Annotated in this window: 14 protein-coding genes, 1 tRNA gene and 1 other RNA gene; 2 read left to right on the top strand and 14 right to left on the bottom strand. The window is 34.8% G+C overall.

Annotation, left to right across the window (positions count from 1 at the left end; all coding sequences use genetic code 11):
• Window positions 1–338: 338 nt before the first annotated feature.
• Window positions 339–632 carry a recombinase family protein gene (locus tag PBV87_RS22900; protein ID WP_334305093.1) on the bottom strand — a complete coding sequence of 98 codons (294 nt, stop codon included), beginning with the start codon at window positions 630–632 and terminating at the stop codon, window positions 339–341.
• Between the two features lie 758 nt (window positions 633–1,390).
• Entirely contained in the window at window positions 1,391–3,232 is a 1,842-nt protein-coding gene (locus PBV87_RS13185; protein WP_271012587.1) for a helix-turn-helix transcriptional regulator, read from the bottom strand.
• Between the two features lie 316 nt (window positions 3,233–3,548).
• Here PBV87_RS13185 and PBV87_RS13180 point away from each other — a divergent pair, with 316 nt between their 5' ends.
• The gene (locus PBV87_RS13180; protein WP_271012586.1) at window positions 3,549–4,517 is read left to right on the top strand and encodes a tyrosine-type recombinase/integrase; all 969 of its coding nucleotides are present in this window, start codon (window positions 3,549–3,551) and stop codon (window positions 4,515–4,517) included.
• Between the two features lie 226 nt (window positions 4,518–4,743).
• Here the strand turns inward: PBV87_RS13180 and rnpB are convergent.
• The 12 genes from rnpB to PBV87_RS13120 form a co-directional block, all read right to left on the bottom strand.
• Window positions 4,744–5,095: RNase P RNA component class A (gene rnpB, locus PBV87_RS13175), an RNA gene on the bottom strand.
• 40 nt (window positions 5,096–5,135) lie between these two features.
• Window positions 5,136–6,785: a nucleoside kinase gene (locus PBV87_RS13170; protein WP_271012585.1), complete on the bottom strand. Its 1,650-nt coding sequence runs from the start codon at window positions 6,783–6,785 to the stop codon at window positions 5,136–5,138.
• Between the two features lie 24 nt (window positions 6,786–6,809).
• Entirely contained in the window at window positions 6,810–7,907 is a 1,098-nt protein-coding gene (locus PBV87_RS13165; RefSeq protein ID WP_053985178.1) for a Nif3-like dinuclear metal center hexameric protein, read from the bottom strand.
• Window positions 7,895–8,587, bottom strand: coding sequence for a tRNA (adenine(22)-N(1))-methyltransferase (locus PBV87_RS13160; protein WP_271012584.1), 693 nt, complete (start codon window positions 8,585–8,587; stop codon window positions 7,895–7,897). Before PBV87_RS13160 ends, PBV87_RS13165 begins: the two co-directional genes overlap by 13 nt.
• Window positions 8,588–8,655: 68 nt before the next feature.
• Complete coding sequence (gene rpoD, locus PBV87_RS13155) at window positions 8,656–9,738, bottom strand: RNA polymerase sigma factor RpoD (protein WP_053985180.1); 1,083 nt, start codon at window positions 9,736–9,738, stop codon at window positions 8,656–8,658.
• Window positions 9,739–9,754: 16 nt separating this feature from the next.
• The gene (gene dnaG / locus PBV87_RS13150; protein ID WP_271012583.1) at window positions 9,755–11,515 is read right to left on the bottom strand and encodes a DNA primase; all 1,761 of its coding nucleotides are present in this window, start codon (window positions 11,513–11,515) and stop codon (window positions 9,755–9,757) included.
• 24 nt (window positions 11,516–11,539) lie between these two features.
• Window positions 11,540–12,547, bottom strand: coding sequence for a deoxyguanosinetriphosphate triphosphohydrolase (locus PBV87_RS13145; protein ID WP_271012582.1), 1,008 nt, complete (start codon window positions 12,545–12,547; stop codon window positions 11,540–11,542).
• Between the two features lie 90 nt (window positions 12,548–12,637).
• Window positions 12,638–13,459, bottom strand: coding sequence for a type II pantothenate kinase (gene coaW, locus PBV87_RS13140; RefSeq protein ID WP_271012581.1), 822 nt, complete (start codon window positions 13,457–13,459; stop codon window positions 12,638–12,640).
• 181 nt (window positions 13,460–13,640) lie between these two features.
• Window positions 13,641–16,265: a pyruvate, phosphate dikinase gene (gene ppdK / locus PBV87_RS13135; protein ID WP_053985183.1), complete on the bottom strand. Its 2,625-nt coding sequence runs from the start codon at window positions 16,263–16,265 to the stop codon at window positions 13,641–13,643.
• A gap of 360 nt (window positions 16,266–16,625) precedes the next feature.
• On the bottom strand, window positions 16,626–18,011 hold the full coding sequence (locus tag PBV87_RS13130) for a glycine--tRNA ligase (protein WP_053985184.1): 1,386 nt from the start codon (window positions 18,009–18,011) through the stop codon (window positions 16,626–16,628).
• Window positions 18,012–18,293: 282 nt separating this feature from the next.
• Window positions 18,294–19,067 (bottom strand): anti-sigma factor family protein, encoded by a 774-nt coding sequence (locus PBV87_RS13125; RefSeq protein WP_053985185.1) that lies wholly within the window; start codon window positions 19,065–19,067, stop codon window positions 18,294–18,296.
• Complete coding sequence (locus PBV87_RS13120; RefSeq protein ID WP_242847683.1) at window positions 19,064–19,693, bottom strand: RNA polymerase sigma factor; 630 nt, start codon at window positions 19,691–19,693, stop codon at window positions 19,064–19,066. The genes PBV87_RS13125 and PBV87_RS13120 overlap by 4 nt, the downstream gene beginning before the upstream one ends.
• Window positions 19,694–19,863: 170 nt before the next feature.
• On the opposite strand from PBV87_RS13120, the gene PBV87_RS13115 reads away from it, so the two are divergent.
• Window positions 19,864–19,947: transfer RNA gene (locus PBV87_RS13115), tRNA-Leu, on the top strand.
• Window positions 19,948–19,981: the final 34 nt, after the last annotated feature.

The following is a 19,981-nucleotide window of genomic DNA, read 5'->3' as shown; positions in this document are numbered from 1 at the left end:
ACAATTGTTGCGACATACTTCTACAAAATTACACGTGTTCCAATACTAATCATTCCCTCACTCATCTTCCATCATTGTCATATCGTTAACACTATACTATGTGGATAGATTTACTCCCCCTATTTACCTTTTAATTACATCTACTCTAAATATTTGAATCAAGTCCTATATATGACTAAATATGAATAAGCTAGTATACTCATACCTGCCCTTCGTAAATTTTTATGTATTTACTTACAGGCTGTCTACTTATATCACACAACCTTTCAAATTCTACTTGATTAATCTGTTTTGCTTTATATTTTGGATAATGCTTAATAAAGTTACCCGGTAAATTTTCAATGATTGTAGTAGGTCTTACCCACTACCTTCCCCTTTGTAATTACGTTTTGCACACGACTCCTTATTCTTTGACTAATCATATTACGTTCTATCTCTGCAAAGACACCCATTATTATCAGCATTTCTTCAATCATTAGATCTAACTCACCTTTGCTACAGTCTACTACAAATGCTCCAATAATTAATTTAAGATTTCTCTCTAGCACTATTTCTATTATTTTACATAATTGCTTTGTACTTCTTGTAATACGTGATACTTCTTTAGTCGCTATGGTGTCTCCTTGTTGCACAACGTTTAATAGCTTAATTCAATTCTATCCTACCTACTTTTGTACTACTTTCATATTCTCAATATATATTCTTCTCATCTATAATTCCTAGCGCTTTAAGTTTTCTTTTGTATCTTGTAATATCATGTTTACTTTCATCTGTTAAACATCTAGTACATCCGTATACTTCCATTAACATAGCTTCCTTTTATTAGACTTAAGTTAAAGTTATCGTAGCTTCTTACGTTTCATTTATCAACAAAAAGGTTATTTTGATTTCTTTAACATTTTCATTCCATATATTAAACTTTTATAAGCCTTTTTTAGCTCTCTCAGATGTCAACGATAACAAATGTTTTCTTTTACACCTTGATATGCTTCAACAATGTCCCTCTATATCCTATCAAAATTGTACTTAAGTTCCCCTTTTATCTTGTAATTATATAAGTTGCATTTATATACCTTTTCATCTTCAAATTTTCTTAAAAACATGCACTGAAAATATCATCTATTTCAGCAGTTCTTTAACTTAAGCAAAGAATATTTTTAATCACTACCTATAACAATATAAAAGTTTTTATCGCTTTAGTCTATTCTCTATAACATATAGCATCCTTTCTAGAGTAAGCTCTTACAGTAAGTGTACCTCCTCTAAAAAGATACCTTAATGCTATTAAGTTTTACTAAAGGTATTCTAATTTGCTACTTCCAAAAATCTAACTAACTAAAAAGAGTATACGAATAACTTATTCAAGTTACTCGTATACTCTTTCTATAGCTTATTTTATTGTTTTTAACCAATCCATTGGTGTATCTGAGGCTCCTGTTAAGTTAACTAGCATCTCACATACTCTATACTGACCTATCTTAAAAAGTGAAAGGTTATAAGTATTGTAAATTAATTCATACATATTTTTTGATGGTAACTTATCTAGTCCACATTCTACAATAATTTCTAATTTTTTATTATAGTAATCTTCACTCTGTACATAAAATGCTGGTGCAAAGACGTAACTCCATGAAGCTGAACTAATTCCATTCTGTGTCATCACTTTCATGAAACTGGTAGTATATTGTAATACCCCTCCTGTCAGGATTTCTTCTGCCAAAACAGCTTCTTCTCCCCACATCGTAAGTGGTGGACAGTCTTCCCACATGTGGTTTCCACGTGAAATCCCACAATCCTCTCTACAAGCTGTTGAAAGTCTCAAGAAGCAGTACTGAATAATTGTAGCCTGAAGTTTAGGGTCTACTGGAACAGTCGTATCTACTTGAAGCATGTTGTATTTTTTGTAAAGTTCATCTTTGATAAGTAAATTACGATTGCTTTTCACGGCAAAATCAACTCTATTACCATCATTTGATTTTACTCTATCATGTCCATCTTTTAAAAATTGTGGCTTATAATTAGGAGGCATTTCTTCTCCTGTATATGATGTCTGATGCACCCCTAGCATTTCCATAATAAATTTAATAATATCTTCTTGTTGTTCTTCAGTTGCATTAGAATATGCTTCTTGAATAATCTTTTCATGTGCAGCACAAGGGTCTTCATTAAGCATTACCTTTAATTGTTCACTTAAATCTTCATCAAAAATTTTCTCTGCAAGATTGTACTCATAATATTCATCAATTTGTTCAAATGCTCCCATAGGAACCACTTTAGCATCTGGATTTAAAAGCTCTATAGAATCTTCTAATATAGATCCCTTGGAGAGTTTTTTACGTAATTTATTGACAAAACATTGGATATGTTCCGTTGCTTTTGCTTTAATACTTGGATATCTTTCTCGTTTAGAAATAGCTGCCCTATCTCCAAAAACATAAAGAATACGTGCAGATGCTAATGTATCAACCATTTTATCTAATGATACTTCAAACTCATCCTCATTTTGTGATCTTAAAGTAAAAATGAATACATCGATATCCGCTAAATTTTGAAGCCCTTCAACATGTCCTGATACTCCTGGACAATCCATGAGCTCAAGAAACTCAGAATCTCCCATAATTTCTATAGCAAATTCGCTTGCATGGGTTACAATTTCAATTCTATCTGTTTTAGGATTCCATTTCTCCCTAGGTTGCCTTGAATTTTCATGCCCCTCTTTATATCTATCGTTCACTTTAGCATTATGCAAAAAACTTTTAACACCTTCTGGTGTAAATGGCTCCCATATTCCATTTAAAGAGGATTCTTCACTAACAAAACGAATGATATTAGCTGTTTCATCTAATTCTTTAAGCAGCGTCACACATATATTAATTTCTGTAAAATCACCTCCTCCACCCGTGAAATATGTATCATACAATGACTTAGCTCTCATAAAGCGTGATAAGATTCTACTTTTACCTGTTCTTGACGGCCCTACTATTGCTATTTTTTTCCCTCTCATAGCTCCATTCATTTGTTTTCCTCCTAGTCTTTGTTTAAATATTTCTAGATATTGAGGTTTGCATCTTAACCATGCCTCGATTTCCCAAACATTAAAAATAGGTCCTGATTTTAACTCTATAATAGGGGATGGAAAATCCTTATATCGTTTCCGCCAATTGATTACTGACGAAGCAGTTACCCCTGTTGCTTCTGCTATTTCATATATACCAACAAGCTTAGTTTTCATTCGAAGCTCCCTCTTATTATGTATTTTTCAATTAATAAGCTTTTTCATGCTTGTTAACTTTATTAACATACATATATTATCATGTTCATCAAATGAATTCAACCTATTTTATTGGTTTAATTCTTTATTTTTCTCATCATTTTTTTATAACATAAGTAATCATTTATTAATACTTTTTCCTTTATCCCTTTATAATTAAGGAACTGCTAAATTTATAAATTAAAATATATTACTAAATTTATTTTAAACTTGATTGATTTACTAATATTAATACAATCCTTATATACTAATTAAAACAGAAATGAGGCATTGAATAATGACAAAAATAATTACTTACACTCAAGCACTTAAAAAATTTAGCCATTTTCTATATGTTGAAGGTTGTGCAACTAGTACTGCTAAAGCCTATCTCTCCGACATGCAGCTCTTTGAATACTTTCTTAAGCATAAGTTAAAAAATAAGATTAGATATCTCAATAACTTAACAACTTGTGAGATTCAACAATACAAAGATTTTCTGTTTACTTATATTGATATGGGAAAATATGATATCACAACTATTCAGCGTAAATTCAATACACTAAAAACTTTCTTTCGGTATCTAAACAAAACTTATGGTATTGAAAATATTTTAATTGATGATAGATGGGGTAACAAAGGAATGGCAAAAAAATTTAAAATTCGTGCTGGCGAAGATTCTCTACCTCTTACAATTGACTCCTCTGATATCAATACATTGCTAAAGTGTATTAGCTCAAGCACAGATAAACTTAAATATAGAGACCTTACAATCTTCATAATGCTTATAACAACTGGTGCAAGACGTTCCGACGTCCTTTCTCTTAAATGGTCTCATATAAATTTCTATAAAGATGAACTTAGGCTTATACATATCAAAAATTGTAATGGTGGTATTGTAAAGCTTCCCCCTTTGCTAAAATCAGCATTAAGTAAGCTTCTTGCCTTATCCTCTTTTACAGATGAATATGTATTTATGAGTAGACAAGGTAACCCTTTATCAGAAAGTGCATTTAATGATCTGTTTCACAAATGGATAAGTAAATCAAATATTCAGCATCACTATACTCGTAATATTATACCTCATGCCTTTCGTCACACATTTATTACAGACTGTATTCGCAAAGATATTAGCTCTGAAAAGATTATCGAGTACACAGGACATACCAGTAGCGATGCTCTAATAGTCTATAAACATCTAGTCCCTAAAGATCATGAATCGATTGCTAATTTACATACAGATACATTAAGTTCTCTTTATCTTTAATACATAAAACAGAAAACACCCTCGTCTAATCTTTTGATTAATGAGGGTGTTTTCTATGGTAAATTTTACCGTATAATTAGTTCATTAAAATATCTTTTATGGTATATAATAACTTTTACAAAGCAATGACATGACACATTATAATCCGGCTATAGATTTATGGATGCAAAATCCTAGACAATAAGTAAAATAGCCCAAGGCTATAAGCCTTGAGCTACTTTACTCGTTGTTAACCAAATCTATACGCCGGGTTCTGTATTTGACGGTCATCTATCTCGACATACAGTTACCTGCATGCTCTAGCAACCTACCTAAGACGTGACGAGCAGCCACATATGTCTTGATCCGGTCTTGCTCCAGGTGGGGTTTACATGGCTATCTTAGTCACCTAAGACACGGTGAGCTCTTACCTCACCTTTCCACCCTTTCCTACTGAAACCAGCAGGTGGTTTATTTCTGTTGCACTTTCCTTAGAGTCGCCTCCACTGGGGGTTACCCAGCACCTTTGCTCTATGGAGCCCGGACGTTCCTCATCTACAGCCTTTCGACTTTGTAGACGCGACCATCTGACTTACTTAACAACTTTAATACAATACCATATTCCTTAACGTGTGTCAACTAGTGAAAGCAACTTCCACCAATAAATTCACGAATAATAGATGTTCTTGGAATATCTTCTGTATCTGCTGTTAAGAAATACTCTAAGAATTTAAGCAGACGTTTCGCTTCACTATAGTATGGAGACTTGCGATCAATACCAAATAAAAGTGGTTCTGCTTTTTGTTTGAGAACGGCTAGCTCATAGATTAAAACCGTATTAAACATGACATCTGCTTCTTCTTGGAATGGGAAAATATTGCGATTTTCACCACGTCTTACAGAAGACCATTGTGCAAGGGTTTGTTCCGCACTCATGCCACGATATTGGTTATCACGGATCATACGACGGATTAAACGTGTATCTGTAGTTGGAATACGATTATGGTAATCTACATTAAGCTGTGTTAAACAACTTACGTAAATTTTAAATTTATTCTCTCTTGGAATGGCATAGCTTAAACGTTCATTTAAACCATGAATGCCTTCTATCACCAATACATCTTCTTCTCCAAGTGCAAGTTTATGCCCTTTGTATTCACGTTGTCCTGTCTTGAAGTTAAACGTAGGAATTTCTACAGTTTCACCTTTTATCAATTTAGACATATGCTCATTGAATAACTGGATATCAATAGCTTCTAGAGCTTCAAAGTCGTATTTTCCATCTTCATCTAATGGTGTCTGATCTCGGTTAACAAAATAATCATCTATAGAAATCACATGTAGGTTAAGCCCATTTACACGTAGCTGAATACATAATCTTTGAGCAAAAGTTGTTTTACCTGAAGATGATGGCCCTGCTATCATGACTAATCTTACATTAGATTGCTTCGCAATTTGATCTGCTATTCCTGCTATTTTCTTTTCGTGTAATGCTTCTGATACACGAATCAAGTCTGGTAAGCGCCCCTGGGTAATAACCTTATTTAAAGAAGCTACAATATCCACATCTAAAATACGTGCCCATTTTTCAGATTCACGGAATACTGCTGATAATTTAGGTTGTGGTACAAACTTAGCAAGCTCTGTTGGATTTGCTTCGTCTGGGAATAGAAGAATAAATCCATGTGCATAAGGTTGAAGTTTGAAACAAGTTACTTGCTCTACAGATGGCATCATATAACCATAGAAATAATTATCTACCCCATCTAGATGATATACATTAATCGTAGATGTTCTTCTATATTTAAAAAGTGCTTCTTTGTCTGGCATCTCTAAGGTATTAAATAACTTTAATGCTTCATCAATAGGTACTGTAGTCTTTGTAATAGGAAGTGCTTTGGCCACCATTTCTCGCATACAAGCTTCTATACGTGCTAAATTGGTAGGTGTGCAATCTGCCATTTGGTCAAATTCGCAGAAGTATCCACCTGTAATATGATGATTAACAAGTACGGTAACATGTGGGAAACATTTCTGAGTTGCTGCAATTAATAAAAATGTTGCCGTACGTTGATAAATGCGCATCCCATCTTTTTGTGAGAGATTTACAAAGCTTACATCTTGTAAGTCTTCTTCTATCTTAATGTAAAGTTCACGAAGTACATTACCTACACGTGCTGCCACAATCGGCGTACTACTCTCTAGCTGATATGTTTTTGCTAAGGTTGCAAATGTTGTGCCTTTTTGAACTTCTATACTACGACCATCGTTAAATTGAATTTTTACCATCTTCTATGCCCCCTTTTATCGTCTTTAAACTGTTTTAAAGGTTTCACCATCTACTGTAGAACATAATATTTCTAACTTATCGCAATGTATTTCTAAATAATTTTTAATTAATGGCATTGCAACATTTTCTGAAGCATAATGCCCTACATCTATAACAGTAAGTCCTCTATTTAATGCATTTTGTGCTTCATGGAAAGTGACATCTCCTGTAATATAAACCTCAGCTTTCGCTGCTGCTACACCAATAAAAGAGGAACCACTTCCTGAACACAATGCAATTTTTGATACTTTCCCTTCCATCTTACCTGTTAATCTTACATAGGGAATATTGAAAACTTGTTTGAGTTTATTAATCAGTGCTTCTATCTCTATTGGTTCACACATACCTACTCGGCCTAAGCCTTCTGTCTCGGCAATATTTTCAAGTGTAAATACGTCATAAGCGATTTCTTCGTAAGGATGAACTTGCTTCACTGCGTCCATAATAGAAGATAAGTCTTTTGGATGAATCATACATTCTATTTTAACCTCTTCTACCGTTTCTAAATCACCTTGTGAGCCAATATAAGGCTTACTACCTTCTAATGGCATAAAAGTACCTTTACCTTGTGTACCAAATGTACAGCCTTTATAGTTGCCTATTGTACACTGATTGGTGTTTACAAGAGCATCTCTTACCACATTATAGTGGGTTTGTGGTACATAAATAACTAATTTTTGAAGTGAGGTACGTGCAGTTGTTGCCAATGCACTTACACTTTTTAGTTCAAGCTGTTTAGCTAAATAGTCATTGATACCACCTTTAGCAATATCTAAGTTAGTATGCATCGCATACACTGCGATGTCATGTTTAACTAACTTTTGAATCATCTGACCCATAACGGTGTCATAGTCAATCCCTGTGATGGGCTTAAAGAAACAAGGATGATGAGTTACAATAAGCTCTACGCCCTTTTCTATTGCTTCATCTATAACATCAAGATTTAAATCTAAAGCACAAAGAACACGTGAAATCTGTTGTCCACGCCCACCAATCATCAGCCCAACATGGTCCCATTTTTCTGCTAAATGAGTAGGCGCTAATTGTTCAAGACATGTCATCACATCTTTTAATGTATACATTTTAATGCCTCCTCTATTAAAGTATTCACCTCAGTCAATTCTGCTATACGTTCTGTAGCCTGGTCGCCCTCAATTTTTTTAAGTTTTTCAATAATATCAGTATACCCTTTACTTTTATGTTGTAACCAATCTTTATATAAACTTGATCCTTCTTCTAAAAGATATTTCCCATATTCATAGTCCACAATGTTGTTATAGTTTTCTTCACCTGGCACTGCTACAATAATGTTATAGTACTTACCTTCTTCTTCTAAGAACTTTTCTTGTTCAATTTTAAAACCAATTTGATGAAGATATCTGCGTATTTCAGGAATATTATTTTGTGGCTGTAAAATTAAAATTTTCATTGATTTTACAAGTTCTAAGTCTAACTCTAAAATATCATGAACTAAGTAACCGCCCATACCTGCAATAACAACCGTATCCATTCCATCTTCTATTTTAATAGTTTGAAGGCCACTTCCCTGTCTTGTTTCAATGGTTGTTAGGCCGTATTTATCCATATTACGTTTAGCGCTTTCTAGTGGACCTTTGTTAATATCACTAGCAATGGCATAACTTACTTTTTTATTAAGTGTTAAATAAATTGGGATATACCCATGATCTGTTCCAACATCTACAAGTCTAGCTCCTTCTGGTACTAAGCTTGCAATAGCTCCTAATCTTTTTGATAATTGCACATTTACACCTCTTTACTTTATGTCTGTTTATTTAAGTCAATAGAAAATAGAAGTTGAAGACTCAACTTCTATTCTAAATAATCTTTTAGTTTTTTACTACGACTTGGATGACGTAATTTACGAAGCGCTTTTGCTTCAATTTGTCGAATACGCTCACGTGTTACATTAAATTCTTTCCCTACTTCTTCAAGGGTTCTTGCCCTACCGTCATCTAAGCCAAAGCGAAGTTTGAGTACTTTTTGTTCTCTTTCAGTTAATGTATCTAACACTTCTATCAGTTGTTCTTTTAGAAGAGTGAAGGCTGCAGCCTCAGAAGGAATAGGTACATCGTCATCTGCTATAAAATCACCTAAATGGCTATCTTCTTCTTCACCAATTGGTGTTTCTAAAGATACAGGTTCTTGTGAAATCTTCATAATGTCGCGTACTTTACTCACTGACATATCCATTGCTTGTGCAATTTCTTCTGGTTGTGGGTCACGACCATATTCTTGTAAGAGTTGTCTTGAGACACGCATTAAGCGATTGATTGTCTCAACCATATGTACTGGAATGCGAATCGTACGAGCTTGATCCGCAATTGCCCTTGTGATGGCTTGCCTAATCCACCATGTTGCATAAGTACTAAACTTATAGCCTTTGCTGTAGTCAAACTTTTCTACCGCTTTAATAAGCCCTAAGTTTCCTTCTTGAATAAGGTCTAAAAATAGCATACCACGCCCTACATAACGTTTGGCAATGCTTACAACAAGCCTTAAGTTGGCTTCGGCTAATCGCTTTCTAGCTTCTTCATCCCCTTCTTCCATACGTCTTGCCAGTTCAATTTCTTCTTCAGCTGATAAAAGAGGTACTTTCCCAATTTCCTTTAAGTACATCCTTACTGGATCATCCATACTGATACCTGCAGGCAAAGTAAAGTCAAGACTCGCTTCTTCGTCTAAATCACTCATACTTCCCATGATATCAATATTATGAGCTTCTAAAAACTCATATATTTGTTCAACTTTGCTAGCTTCTAACTCAAAATCGGTAAAGGCATCTGCAATGTCTGATTGCTCTAAAACGCCTTTTTTCTCCTTAGCCAGTATCATCAGTTGTTCCAGTCTCGATTTAAAAGTTACTTTTTGCTCTGTAGCCTCTTTTACTATCATTTATCCTTCTCCTATTCTAACCATTTATAAAATCAATATGCAGCTTATCAATGCCACGCTTCTTGATAAGTAACGCTTGCACTTCTTGGATATCTGCAGTTGTTTTAAGCCTTTTTTCTATATAGTTACTATTTAGCCTTTTAATGGTCTCAACTAACATCTTATGCATCAAATCTTCATCTTCATACCTTGCATCTTTTTTCATAAATACAGTAGAAATAATTTTTTGCTCTTTAACATCTGTATAACGATTGTTAAAGTAACTTGCATCTACTTCTCTTCCTTCACTGCGGGCTTTTAATAAAGCTGCTGCAAGTTCACGGATAAGTCCTTCTTCAAACAAATCTGCCTCAATATAGGACGCGATATATGAATAGATATTAGGATAGTTATAGACTGCACATAAGAACTCTAGTTGCATTGGAATTGTACCTGTTCCTAGTTGTTCTTTTACTTGTGGCGCTTGTTTGACTGGGATGTTCTGCTTTGCCACAAAGTATTTTTTGATTTCAGCTTCTAAAGCATCTAGACTAACTTGATACTTCATCGCAATCTCTTTTGTATAAATGTTTTGCTCAATACTACTTTCTAAGTTTCCAAGTAACTTTGCAATTTCTTGTAAAAACTTCACCCGCTCATCTGGTAAATCAAGATGATATTGGCTTTCGATTTCTTTAATTCTAAACCAAACATGACTTTCTGCTTCCTCTAGGAGCTTGCGCATTTCATCTGCTCCATGCTTTTTCAAGAATTCATCTGGGTCTTTACTATCTTCAAGCTGTAGAACTTTAACTTGGATACCTTGTGAACGCAGTATTGGAATGGCACGTAATGCGGCTTTCTTACCTGCCCCATCACTATCATATAAAATAACCACTTGCTCTGTATGGCGTTTCAAAAGCCTTGCATGCCCTTCCGTAAAAGCTGTACCAAGTGAAGCAACCGTTTGTGTAAAACCTGCTACATGCATGGCGATAACATCCATATAACCTTCTACTAAAATGTAATACGGGTGTTTTTCTTGTCTTGCAATATGAAGCCCATAGAGTGTACGACTTTTGTCAAAAAGTAGACTTTCGGGTGAATTTAAATACTTAGGCTGCCCTTCTCCAAGAATACGCCCTCCAAAAGCTACAACTTTTTTATTGATGTTAAAAATAGGGAACATGACACGGTCTGAAAAACGATCAAAGACGACACCTTTTGATTTACTTTTAATAAATAACCCACTTTCAACTAAATCTTCATCTTCATACCCTTCTTGCTTCATCATACGATAAAAGATGTTATAATCCGCAGGTGCGTAACCTAAACCAAAATGTTTAATTACTTCTTGTGAAATGCCTCTTTGATAGAAATAATTTAATGCATGCTCATTTTCTCTTTGATTTAAACTGTAATAATAATATCTTGCTGCTTTCTTATAGATTTCAAGAAAAAGTGCTTTTTTATTGGCTCTTCCTCCATCATCATATTGTTTTTCCATCCCATCAAGATCAATATGGGCTTTTTCAGCTAAAAATTGTACTGCTTCTGGAAACGTCATATTTTCCTTCTGCATCACAAATGTAAAAACATTTCCTCCTGCACCACATCCAAAGCAATAATACATTTGTTTATCATCACTTACAGAAAAAGACGGTGTTTTTTCATTATGAAAAGGACAAAGTCCTACATGTGAACTTCCCTTCCTTGTTAAGGCAGTATATTCGGAAATGATAGATATAATATCACTCTGTTCCCTGATCTTTTCGATAATCTCGTCAGAATAATACATCTAGCTTCCTCTTTTCTATATAATCTAATAAATATTCCACGATGTCGGGAAAAATAACTCACAATAAGCATGGAGTGCATAACGATCTGTCATCCCAGCGATATAATCACAGACAACTTTCATTTTATCTTCTCCGTCTTCAAGTTCTTTCAAGTAGTTTTGTGGTAGTTTATCAGGTTTATCCATATAATATTCATACAATTGTTTGACCACATGTTTCGCCTTTTGTTCCTGCTCTTTGGCTGCTGAACCTACATAGACATGCTTAAATAAAAAGGCTCTAAGTCCTTTAAAAGCAATCTCTACTTGTTCACTCATTCTAATTTGTGGCAAACCATAGCTATTTTCAATAATATCCTTGATAAGGGTATCAATTCTTTTAGAAGAGGTTTCTCCTAATACGGATCGGTACATTTCAGGTATATCTGATACTTCTAGTACTTGACCTCTTATAGCATCATCAATATCATGGTTCACATAGGCAATCTTATCGGAGATTTGAACAATTTTTCCTTCTAATGTAGCAGGATTCCCTTTTGTTTGATGATTCATAATCCCATCTCTAACTTCCCATGTCAAATTAAGACCACGACCTTTATTTTCAATGTACTCTACAACACGTAAACTTTGATAATTATGATGAAATTGATGATTTGTAAGTTCTTGTAGCATAAATTCGCCAGTATGACCAAAAGGTGTATGCCCTAAGTCATGTCCTAATGCAATAGCTTCTACTAAATCTTCATTTAATCTTAAAGCTCTTGCAAGTGTTCTCGAAATTTGCGCTACTTCCAATGTATGTGTAAGTCTTGTTCGATAATGGTCACCTTCTGGTGATATAAAAACCTGTGTTTTATGAGCAAGACGTCTAAAAGCTTTAGAATGCAAAATTCTATCTCTGTCTCGTTGAAAAGCTGTACGCACTTCACATTCTTCATCCATACGTACTCTCCCCTTTGAATAACGAGCCTTTTGACTAAACGACTGTAAGTAATCTATTTCAAACTGTTCTTGAATTTGTCGTTGACACACCTTTATCGCCTCCTTACACACTATAATTATACGACATAAACGACCGATTTCCTCTTTTTTTAATAATTTTCCTTGACAAAGGAATAAATTCTATAAATAAGGCGTCACCGCACCTATAGCTGTTGCAAAAACAGCATGCTCTGGAATAATAAATTGTATGCCATGAATCTGTCCAATACCATTTAAAATAGATTGTGCACTAGACAATGTAGCGAGTGAACCTATTATGATAATGTGTTTGATTGGCGTATTTTGACAAGCAAACACTGCCATCATACCCACTGTTTGAAAAATCATATTCATAAGTCCAAGTGCAATATCCTCTTCTTGTACGCCACTTTTTACTAATCCAAAGTTAGATGCTGTAGCGTCTTGAGGCAAAGAAGGAATAAGTTCATGAGTAATATCTTGGATTACTAAATCAACCTTGCCTAAGTTTCCCTTTTCTCCCATTGTTGCAACCACATGACTATCTCTTTTGTCTATGAGCAAAGATGCTAATCCCATTAAGGTTCCACCTCCGACGCCACTTCCACCAATATGATTCACTTTGCCATTTTGTACACGTACAAAAGCTGTTCCTGTTCCCATACTTACAACTAAAGCCTCTTCCATCTTGACAAGTTTTGTCCCACCCAACCCTATGGCTTCAAATTCTTTAACTTTATACGTTGGGATATCATAAATATTATCTTCTATAAAAGATGCACCTACACCTGTTAAAACAATTTTTACTACCTCTTTTAAAGAACACTGATAGGTCTTTAAAAAATTACCTATTGCACCATACAAAGAAGTCATTTGATCTGTTGCACACACTTGTAAAGTACCTATTAGGGTCTTATTTTGTCTATATCCAACAATTTTCGTGGTTGTTCCACCTACATCTACACCTAATATAATTTGTGTCATCTTTTCAACCTCATTTCTTTATATGAAGCCATTATAGCATATAGAACTTGGAAAAGCCTATCTTTACATCAATTTAACAATCAACAAATGTATAATAACGCTTATTGTTTTCTCTTTCCTTACTCTATACAAAAAATAACCTAGAAAGGTATTATCCTTTCTAGGTTATTTCAATCCGATCTTATTTATTTTTAATAGCAGATTGAGCTGCTGCTAAACGTGCGATTGGTACACGGAATGGAGAACAAGATACGTAGTTTAATCCTACTTTGTGGCAGAATTCGATTGATGATGGATCTCCACCATGTTCACCACAAATACCAAGTTTGATGTTTGGTCTTGTGCTACGTCCTTTTTCTGCTGCCATTTGTACAAGAGCACCAACACCTGTTTGGTCAAGTCTTGCAAATGGATCTGATTCATACACACCTTTTCCGTAGTAGTCTTCTAAGAATTTACCAGCATCATCACGTGAGAACCCAAATGTCATTTGTGTTAAATCATTTGTACCGAATGAGAAGAACTCTGCTTCAGTAGCAATTTGATCAGCTGTTACAGCAGCACGTGGAATTTCGATCATTGTACCAACATGGTATTCAAGTTCTACACCTGCAGCTTCAATTGCTTTGTTAGCTGCTGCTACTACAACTTCTTTAACATATTTTAATTCTTTGATTTCACCAACAAGTGGAATCATGATTTCTGGAACAATGTTAAATCCTTTTTCAGCTTTTACTTGAAGTGCTGCTTCAATGATAGCACGTGCTTGCATTTCTGCGATTTCTGGATAAGAAACAGCAAGACGACATCCACGGTGCCCCATCATTGGGTTGAATTCATGAAGTGATTCAACTGTAGCTTTAAGATCTTCGAATGTGATACCCATTTCTTTTGCAAGTTCTGTGATGTCTTCATCTGAATGTGGTAAGAATTCATGTAATGGTGGGTCAAGAAGACGTACTGTCACAGGTCTTTCTTCCATTGCTTCATAAATACCTACGAAATCACCTTTTTGAAGTGGAAGAAGTGCATCAAGTGCTTCTCTTCTTTCTTCTTCTGTTTTAGCAACGATCATACGACGCATTTTCATGATACGATCTTCTTCAAAGAACATATGCTCTGTACGGCAAAGACCGATACCTTCAGCACCAAATCTTACAGCATTTTGTGCATCTTTTGGAGAGTCAGCGTTTGTACGTACTTTAAGTGTGCGATATTTATCTGCCCATGCCATGAATGTTTCAAAATCACCTGTGATTTCTGGTTCTACTGTATCTACATCTTCTCCATAGATATTACCTGTTGAACCATCTAATGAGATATAATCTCCTTCACCAAATGTCATACCACCAAGTGTGAATGTTTTAGCTTCTTCATCAATTTTAATTTCTCCACATCCAGATACACAGCATGTACCCATACCACGAGCAACTACAGCTGCATGTGATGTCATACCGCCACGTACTGTTAAGATACCACGAGCTGCTGCCATACCTTCAATATCTTCTGGTGATGTTTCAAGACGAACAAGGATTACGCGTTCTCCTCTTGCTCCAGCTTCTTTTGCCTCATCCGCTGTAAAGTATACTTTACCAGCCGCTGCACCAGGAGATGCAGGAAGTGCTTTTCCGATTACTTTAGCTGCTTTAAGTGCTGCACTATCAAACATTGGGTGAAGTAATTGATCAAGTTGTTTTGGTTCTACACGAAGCACTGCTGTTTCTTCTGTGATTTGACCTTCAGCAACTAAATCTACAGCAATTCTTAAAGCTGCTGCTGCTGTTCTTTTTCCATTACGTGTTTGTAAGAAGTAAAGTTTACCATCTTCAACAGTGAACTCCATATCTTGCATGTCGTGGAAGTGATTTTCAAGTTTATTTGAAATTTCCATGAACTCTTTATATACTGCTGGCATATCTTGTTCAAGTTGTGAAATGTGGTTTGGTGTTCTAATACCAGCAACTACGTCTTCACCTTGAGCATTGATTAAGTATTCGCCGTAAATAGCATTCTCTCCAGTAGATGGGTTTCTTGTGAATGCAACACCTGTACCTGATGTTTCACCCATATTACCGAATACCATCATTTGTACGTTTACTGCTGTACCCCAATCTGATGGATAATCATTCATTCTTCTATAAACAATAGCACGTGGGTTCATCCATGAACGGAATACTGCTTTAATAGATTCCATTAATTGTGTTTCAGGTTCTTGTGGGAAGTCTACCCCTTTAACTTCTTTGTATAAAGCTTTGAAACGAACAACCATTTCTTTTAAGTCGTTTGCATCAAGATCTGTATCAAGTGTAACGCCTTTTTCTTCTTTCATTCCATCAATGATTTTTTCGAAACGTGGTTTTGGAATTTCCATTACTACGTCTGAGAACATTTGAATGAAACGACGGTATGAGTCATATGCAAATCTTTCATTTTGAGTTTTAGTTGCAAGGCCAACTACAGCTTCATCATTAAGACCTAAGTTAAGAACTGTATCCATCATACCTGGCATTGATACTCTAGCCCCTGAACGAACTGATACTAAAAGTGGGTTTGTATTATCACCGAATTTTTTACCAGAGATTTCTTCAAGTTCTGTTAAAGCAACTTTAATTTGATCTTGAATTTCTTCTGATAAACTTTGGTTATTGTTATAGTATTCTGTACAAGCTTCTGTTGTAACAGTAAATCCTTGTGGAATTGGTAATCCTAATTGTGTCATCTCTGCAAGATTTGCACCTTTACCACCAAGAAGATTTTTATTTTGACCATTTCCCTCTTTAAACATATATACCCATTTTTGGCTCATGTATGTACCCTCCTAGATTTTCATTAGAAATTGTTATAACTATTTTTGCGACGAATAGTAAATAACTAATTTTTCTGGTTTCGGTATCATTATATCATAAAATATTGATTTTAAAATAGTTTTTTATTATTTTATAATCAATTTTGTTATTTTGATAATTTGTACACAAAAATAAAATATTTTTTTATCTATATCTGCTGATTTTTTTCATTATTATCCTACTTTTTTAACATATATAAATAAATAAGTGCTTTTTATTTACTTTTATAAATTTTATGATTATTTTAGTTTAGTTTAAAAATAATAAACAAAAGTCCTAGAACAGAACGTTCTAGGACTTTTGTTTATTATTTTTAGGAATTAAAATTCCATTTTACTTTCAATATAGTTTACAAGATCTGCAATTGCTACACGTTCTTGTGCCATTGTATCACGATCTCTTACTGTTACCATTTGGTCTTCTCTAGAATCGAAGTCAAAAGTAATACAGAATGGTGTACCGATTTCATCTTGTCTTCTATAACGTTTACCAATTGAACCACTTTCATCGTACTCTACGTTGAAGTGTTTAAGTAATGTATGGTAAACAGCTGTTGCTTCTTCTGATAATTTTTTAGAAAGTGGAAGGATAGCAGCTTTTACTGGTGCAAGAGCTGGATGGAATCTAAATACTGTACGTGTATCGCCATCTTCAAGTGTTTCTTCGTCATAAGCTTCACAGAGGAATGCTAATGTTACACGGTCAGCACCAAGTGATGGTTCAATACAGTATGGAACATATTTCTCATTTGTTGTTTGATCGAAGTAAAGCATTTCTTCACCTGAATGTGCACTATGTTGTTTAAGGTCATAATCTGTACGAGATGCAATACCCCAAAGTTCTCCCCATCCGAATGGGAATAAGAATTCGATATCACTTGTTGCATTACTATAGTGTGAAAGTTCTTCTGCTGAATGGTCACGCATACGCATATTTTCTGGTTTAACACCTAAGTTAAGGATCCAGTCTTTACAGTAATTTTTCCAGTAATCAAACCATTCTAATTCTGTACCTGGTTTGCAGAAGAATTCAAGTTCCATCTGTTCAAATTCACGTGTTCTAAAGATGAAGTTACCTGGTGTAATTTCATTTCTAAATGATTTACCAATTTGACCAATACCAAATGGAATTTTCTTTCTACTTGTACGTTGTACATTTTTGAAGTTAACAAAGATTCCTTGAGCTGTTTCTGGTCTTAAATAAACAGTATTTTTAGAGTCTTCAGTTACACCTTGGAATGTTTTGAACATAAGGTTGAATTGGCGAATGTCTGTAAAGTCGTGTGCACCACATGTTGGACATGGAATTTGATTATCAGCGATAAATTGTTGCATTTGCTCATTTGACCAACCATCAACAACAAGATCTTCACCTTTTTCATGCATGAAATCTTCAATAATTTTATCTGAACGGAAACGTTCTTTACATGCTTTACAATCCATAAGTGGGTCACTAAATCCACCTACGTGGCCTGAAGCTACCCATACTTGTGGATTCATAAGGATTGCACAGTCAACACCTACGTTATATGCACTCTCTTGGATGAATTTTTTCCACCAAGCTTTTTTAACATTATTCTTAAGTTCTACACCTAATGGGCCGTAATCCCAAGTATTTGCAAGTCCTCCATAAATTTCTGAACCTGGATATACAAATCCTCTAGATTTTGCTACAGCAACAACCTGTTGCATTGATTTTTCTTGCATAATCTTATCCTCCTAATAAAAATAAATATAAAAAAACCTTCCGCCCTTGCTTAACGCAAGGGACGAAAGGTAACTTCCGCGGTTCCACCCTAATTGGATAATAAATATCCCACTTTCATATATTGCTCCAAAGCGCCTTCATAAAATGAACTCGTAACTGGCTTACACTCTCCCAGTCTCGCTAAAACGTTCTTCTTCTATTACTCCTCTTTATCATTGCAACCATAAATATGCATTTATGACTATAATGTAACAAAAAGCCTCTTATGTGTCAAGTCTCCTTTATTCTTTTATAGTCACAATTAGGTGAAGTTGTGGTTCTTCACCTGGATTTACAATGTCTATATGCTCATTATCTTTCATCTGTGCCATAAGTGTTTCTTTGAAATTCTCTTTAGATAATGGCTGTAACGTATAATGGATAATGGCATTTTCTTGCCAACTGGTGAATGTTATTTGATTCTCTTTACAATAACCTGTTATAAATTCACCAAACTGTTCTAAATCCTCGATTGTAATATTCCATTGTTCTTCTTCAAGGGACATTGGCATCACTTGACTCTCCATGCTAAATGGCGCAATTTCTTGTACTGGTGCTACTTGGTTTTTTACTAAATCTTCTGATTGCATTCTAGAAGATGCAACTTGTGGTGCTTGTTCTATTGGTGCACCATCAAGTTCTTGCCCTGTTCCCCTAGGTACAAGTGCAATGCCTATAATAAGTGCAGCAGCAAGTCCTGAAGCATAAGTTAAAAATCTGTAAGGATGTTTTTTATTTTTAGGTAGTTCTGTAACTACTGTAGTTGTTGCTGCAGTTTGCTTATTGGTTATAGCTAATTCATCCATTAAATTTTCATGTAGTCTTTCATGGAAGCCTTCTGGTAATGGAGCTTCCTCCATCTCATTTAATCCTCCCATTATGAGTTGCATCATTTCTAACGTTTCCTGACATGTAGGGCAAGCTTTAAGATGTGCTTCAAGCTGCATTTTTTCGTCATATGATAAGGCATCATCTAAATAAGGGGATATTAATTCTTGGTAATCTTCACATTTCATATGTTGCCCTCCTTCTTAATAGTTTGACGAAAGAAAGACTTATAAGGTTCCTTATTTTGCATTAAAATCTCTTTCATTGCTAAACGTGCTCTTGAAAGCCTAGATTTTACGGTCCCTTTATTCATTTCCAATGTTTCTGCTATTTCATCATAGCTATAGCCTTCTACATCTCTTAAAATCAGAATCTGTTTATACTCTTCTTTAACCTCTTTTAAGGCTTGTTCCATAATATCCTTTAAAGCGAGCTGATCTACATGCTCACTCATTACATCATGTTTAGGGGCCTCATCTAATACCCATTCATTTTCTGAATCCTTAGAGGGCTGATACAAAGACACTTCACCTTCTAAACGACTTTTTCTTTTTCTAATTAAATCTAAGCACTGATTAGTAGCAATACGATACATCCATGTGCTAAACTTAGAGTTCCCTTCAAAGGTTTTAAGCTGTCTCCAAAGCTTCACACAAACTTCTTGCGCACCATCAAATGCTTCCTGTTCATCGCCTAGCATTTTTAAACAAATATTATAAATATGCTTTTCATAACTTAGCATCAACGTTTCAAAAGCTGCAACATCACCCTGCTTGGCTTTCTCAATTAAGTTTCTTTCTATTATTTCATCCAAAAGACTGACTCCTTTCCTACCCAAATCATAGCCTTTTTCGCATCTTCACTATCATATCATATTTCCATATTTATTACATCTTATTCTCAATTTTTTAGATAACAGCATCATTTATTGGTAAAATATGCTTGCACCACTTTTCAATTTATGCTATACTAAACAAGCATCAAGCGGATGTGGCGGAACTGGCAGACGCAGCAGACTCAAAATCTGCCGATGGTAACATCGTAAGGGTTCGATTCCCTTTATCCGCATCATTTAAAAAAGAGGTTATAGTTTTGGACTATA

Source organism: Holtiella tumoricola (genome assembly GCF_027857615.1).
Classification (GTDB): domain Bacteria; phylum Bacillota; class Clostridia; order Lachnospirales; family Cellulosilyticaceae; genus Holtiella; species Holtiella tumoricola.
This window is presented reverse-complemented; position numbering and strand designations above follow the sequence as displayed.

Excerpts from the sequence above, each read along its gene's own strand:
- PBV87_RS13170 (WP_271012585.1), bottom strand. The coding sequence starts at position 6,785 with ATGGTAAAAATTCAATTTAACGATGGTCGTAGTATAGAAGTTCAAAAA.
- coaW (WP_271012581.1), bottom strand. The coding sequence starts at position 13,459 with ATGACACAAATTATATTAGGTGTAGATGTAGGTGGAACAACCACGAAA.
- PBV87_RS13180 (WP_271012586.1), top strand. The coding sequence starts at position 3,549 with ATGACAAAAATAATTACTTACACTCAAGCACTTAAAAAATTTAGCCAT.
- dnaG (WP_271012583.1), bottom strand. The coding sequence starts at position 11,515 with ATGTATTATTCTGACGAGATTATCGAAAAGATCAGGGAACAGAGTGAT.
- ppdK (WP_053985183.1), bottom strand. The coding sequence starts at position 16,265 with ATGAGCCAAAAATGGGTATATATGTTTAAAGAGGGAAATGGTCAAAAT.
- PBV87_RS13185 (WP_271012587.1), bottom strand. The coding sequence starts at position 3,232 with ATGAAAACTAAGCTTGTTGGTATATATGAAATAGCAGAAGCAACAGGG.
- PBV87_RS13125 (WP_053985185.1), bottom strand. The coding sequence starts at position 19,067 with ATGAAATGTGAAGATTACCAAGAATTAATATCCCCTTATTTAGATGAT.
- PBV87_RS13130 (WP_053985184.1), bottom strand. The coding sequence starts at position 18,011 with ATGCAAGAAAAATCAATGCAACAGGTTGTTGCTGTAGCAAAATCTAGA.
- rpoD (WP_053985180.1), bottom strand. The coding sequence starts at position 9,738 with ATGATAGTAAAAGAGGCTACAGAGCAAAAAGTAACTTTTAAATCGAGA.
- PBV87_RS13165 (WP_053985178.1), bottom strand. The coding sequence starts at position 7,907 with ATGTATACATTAAAAGATGTGATGACATGTCTTGAACAATTAGCGCCT.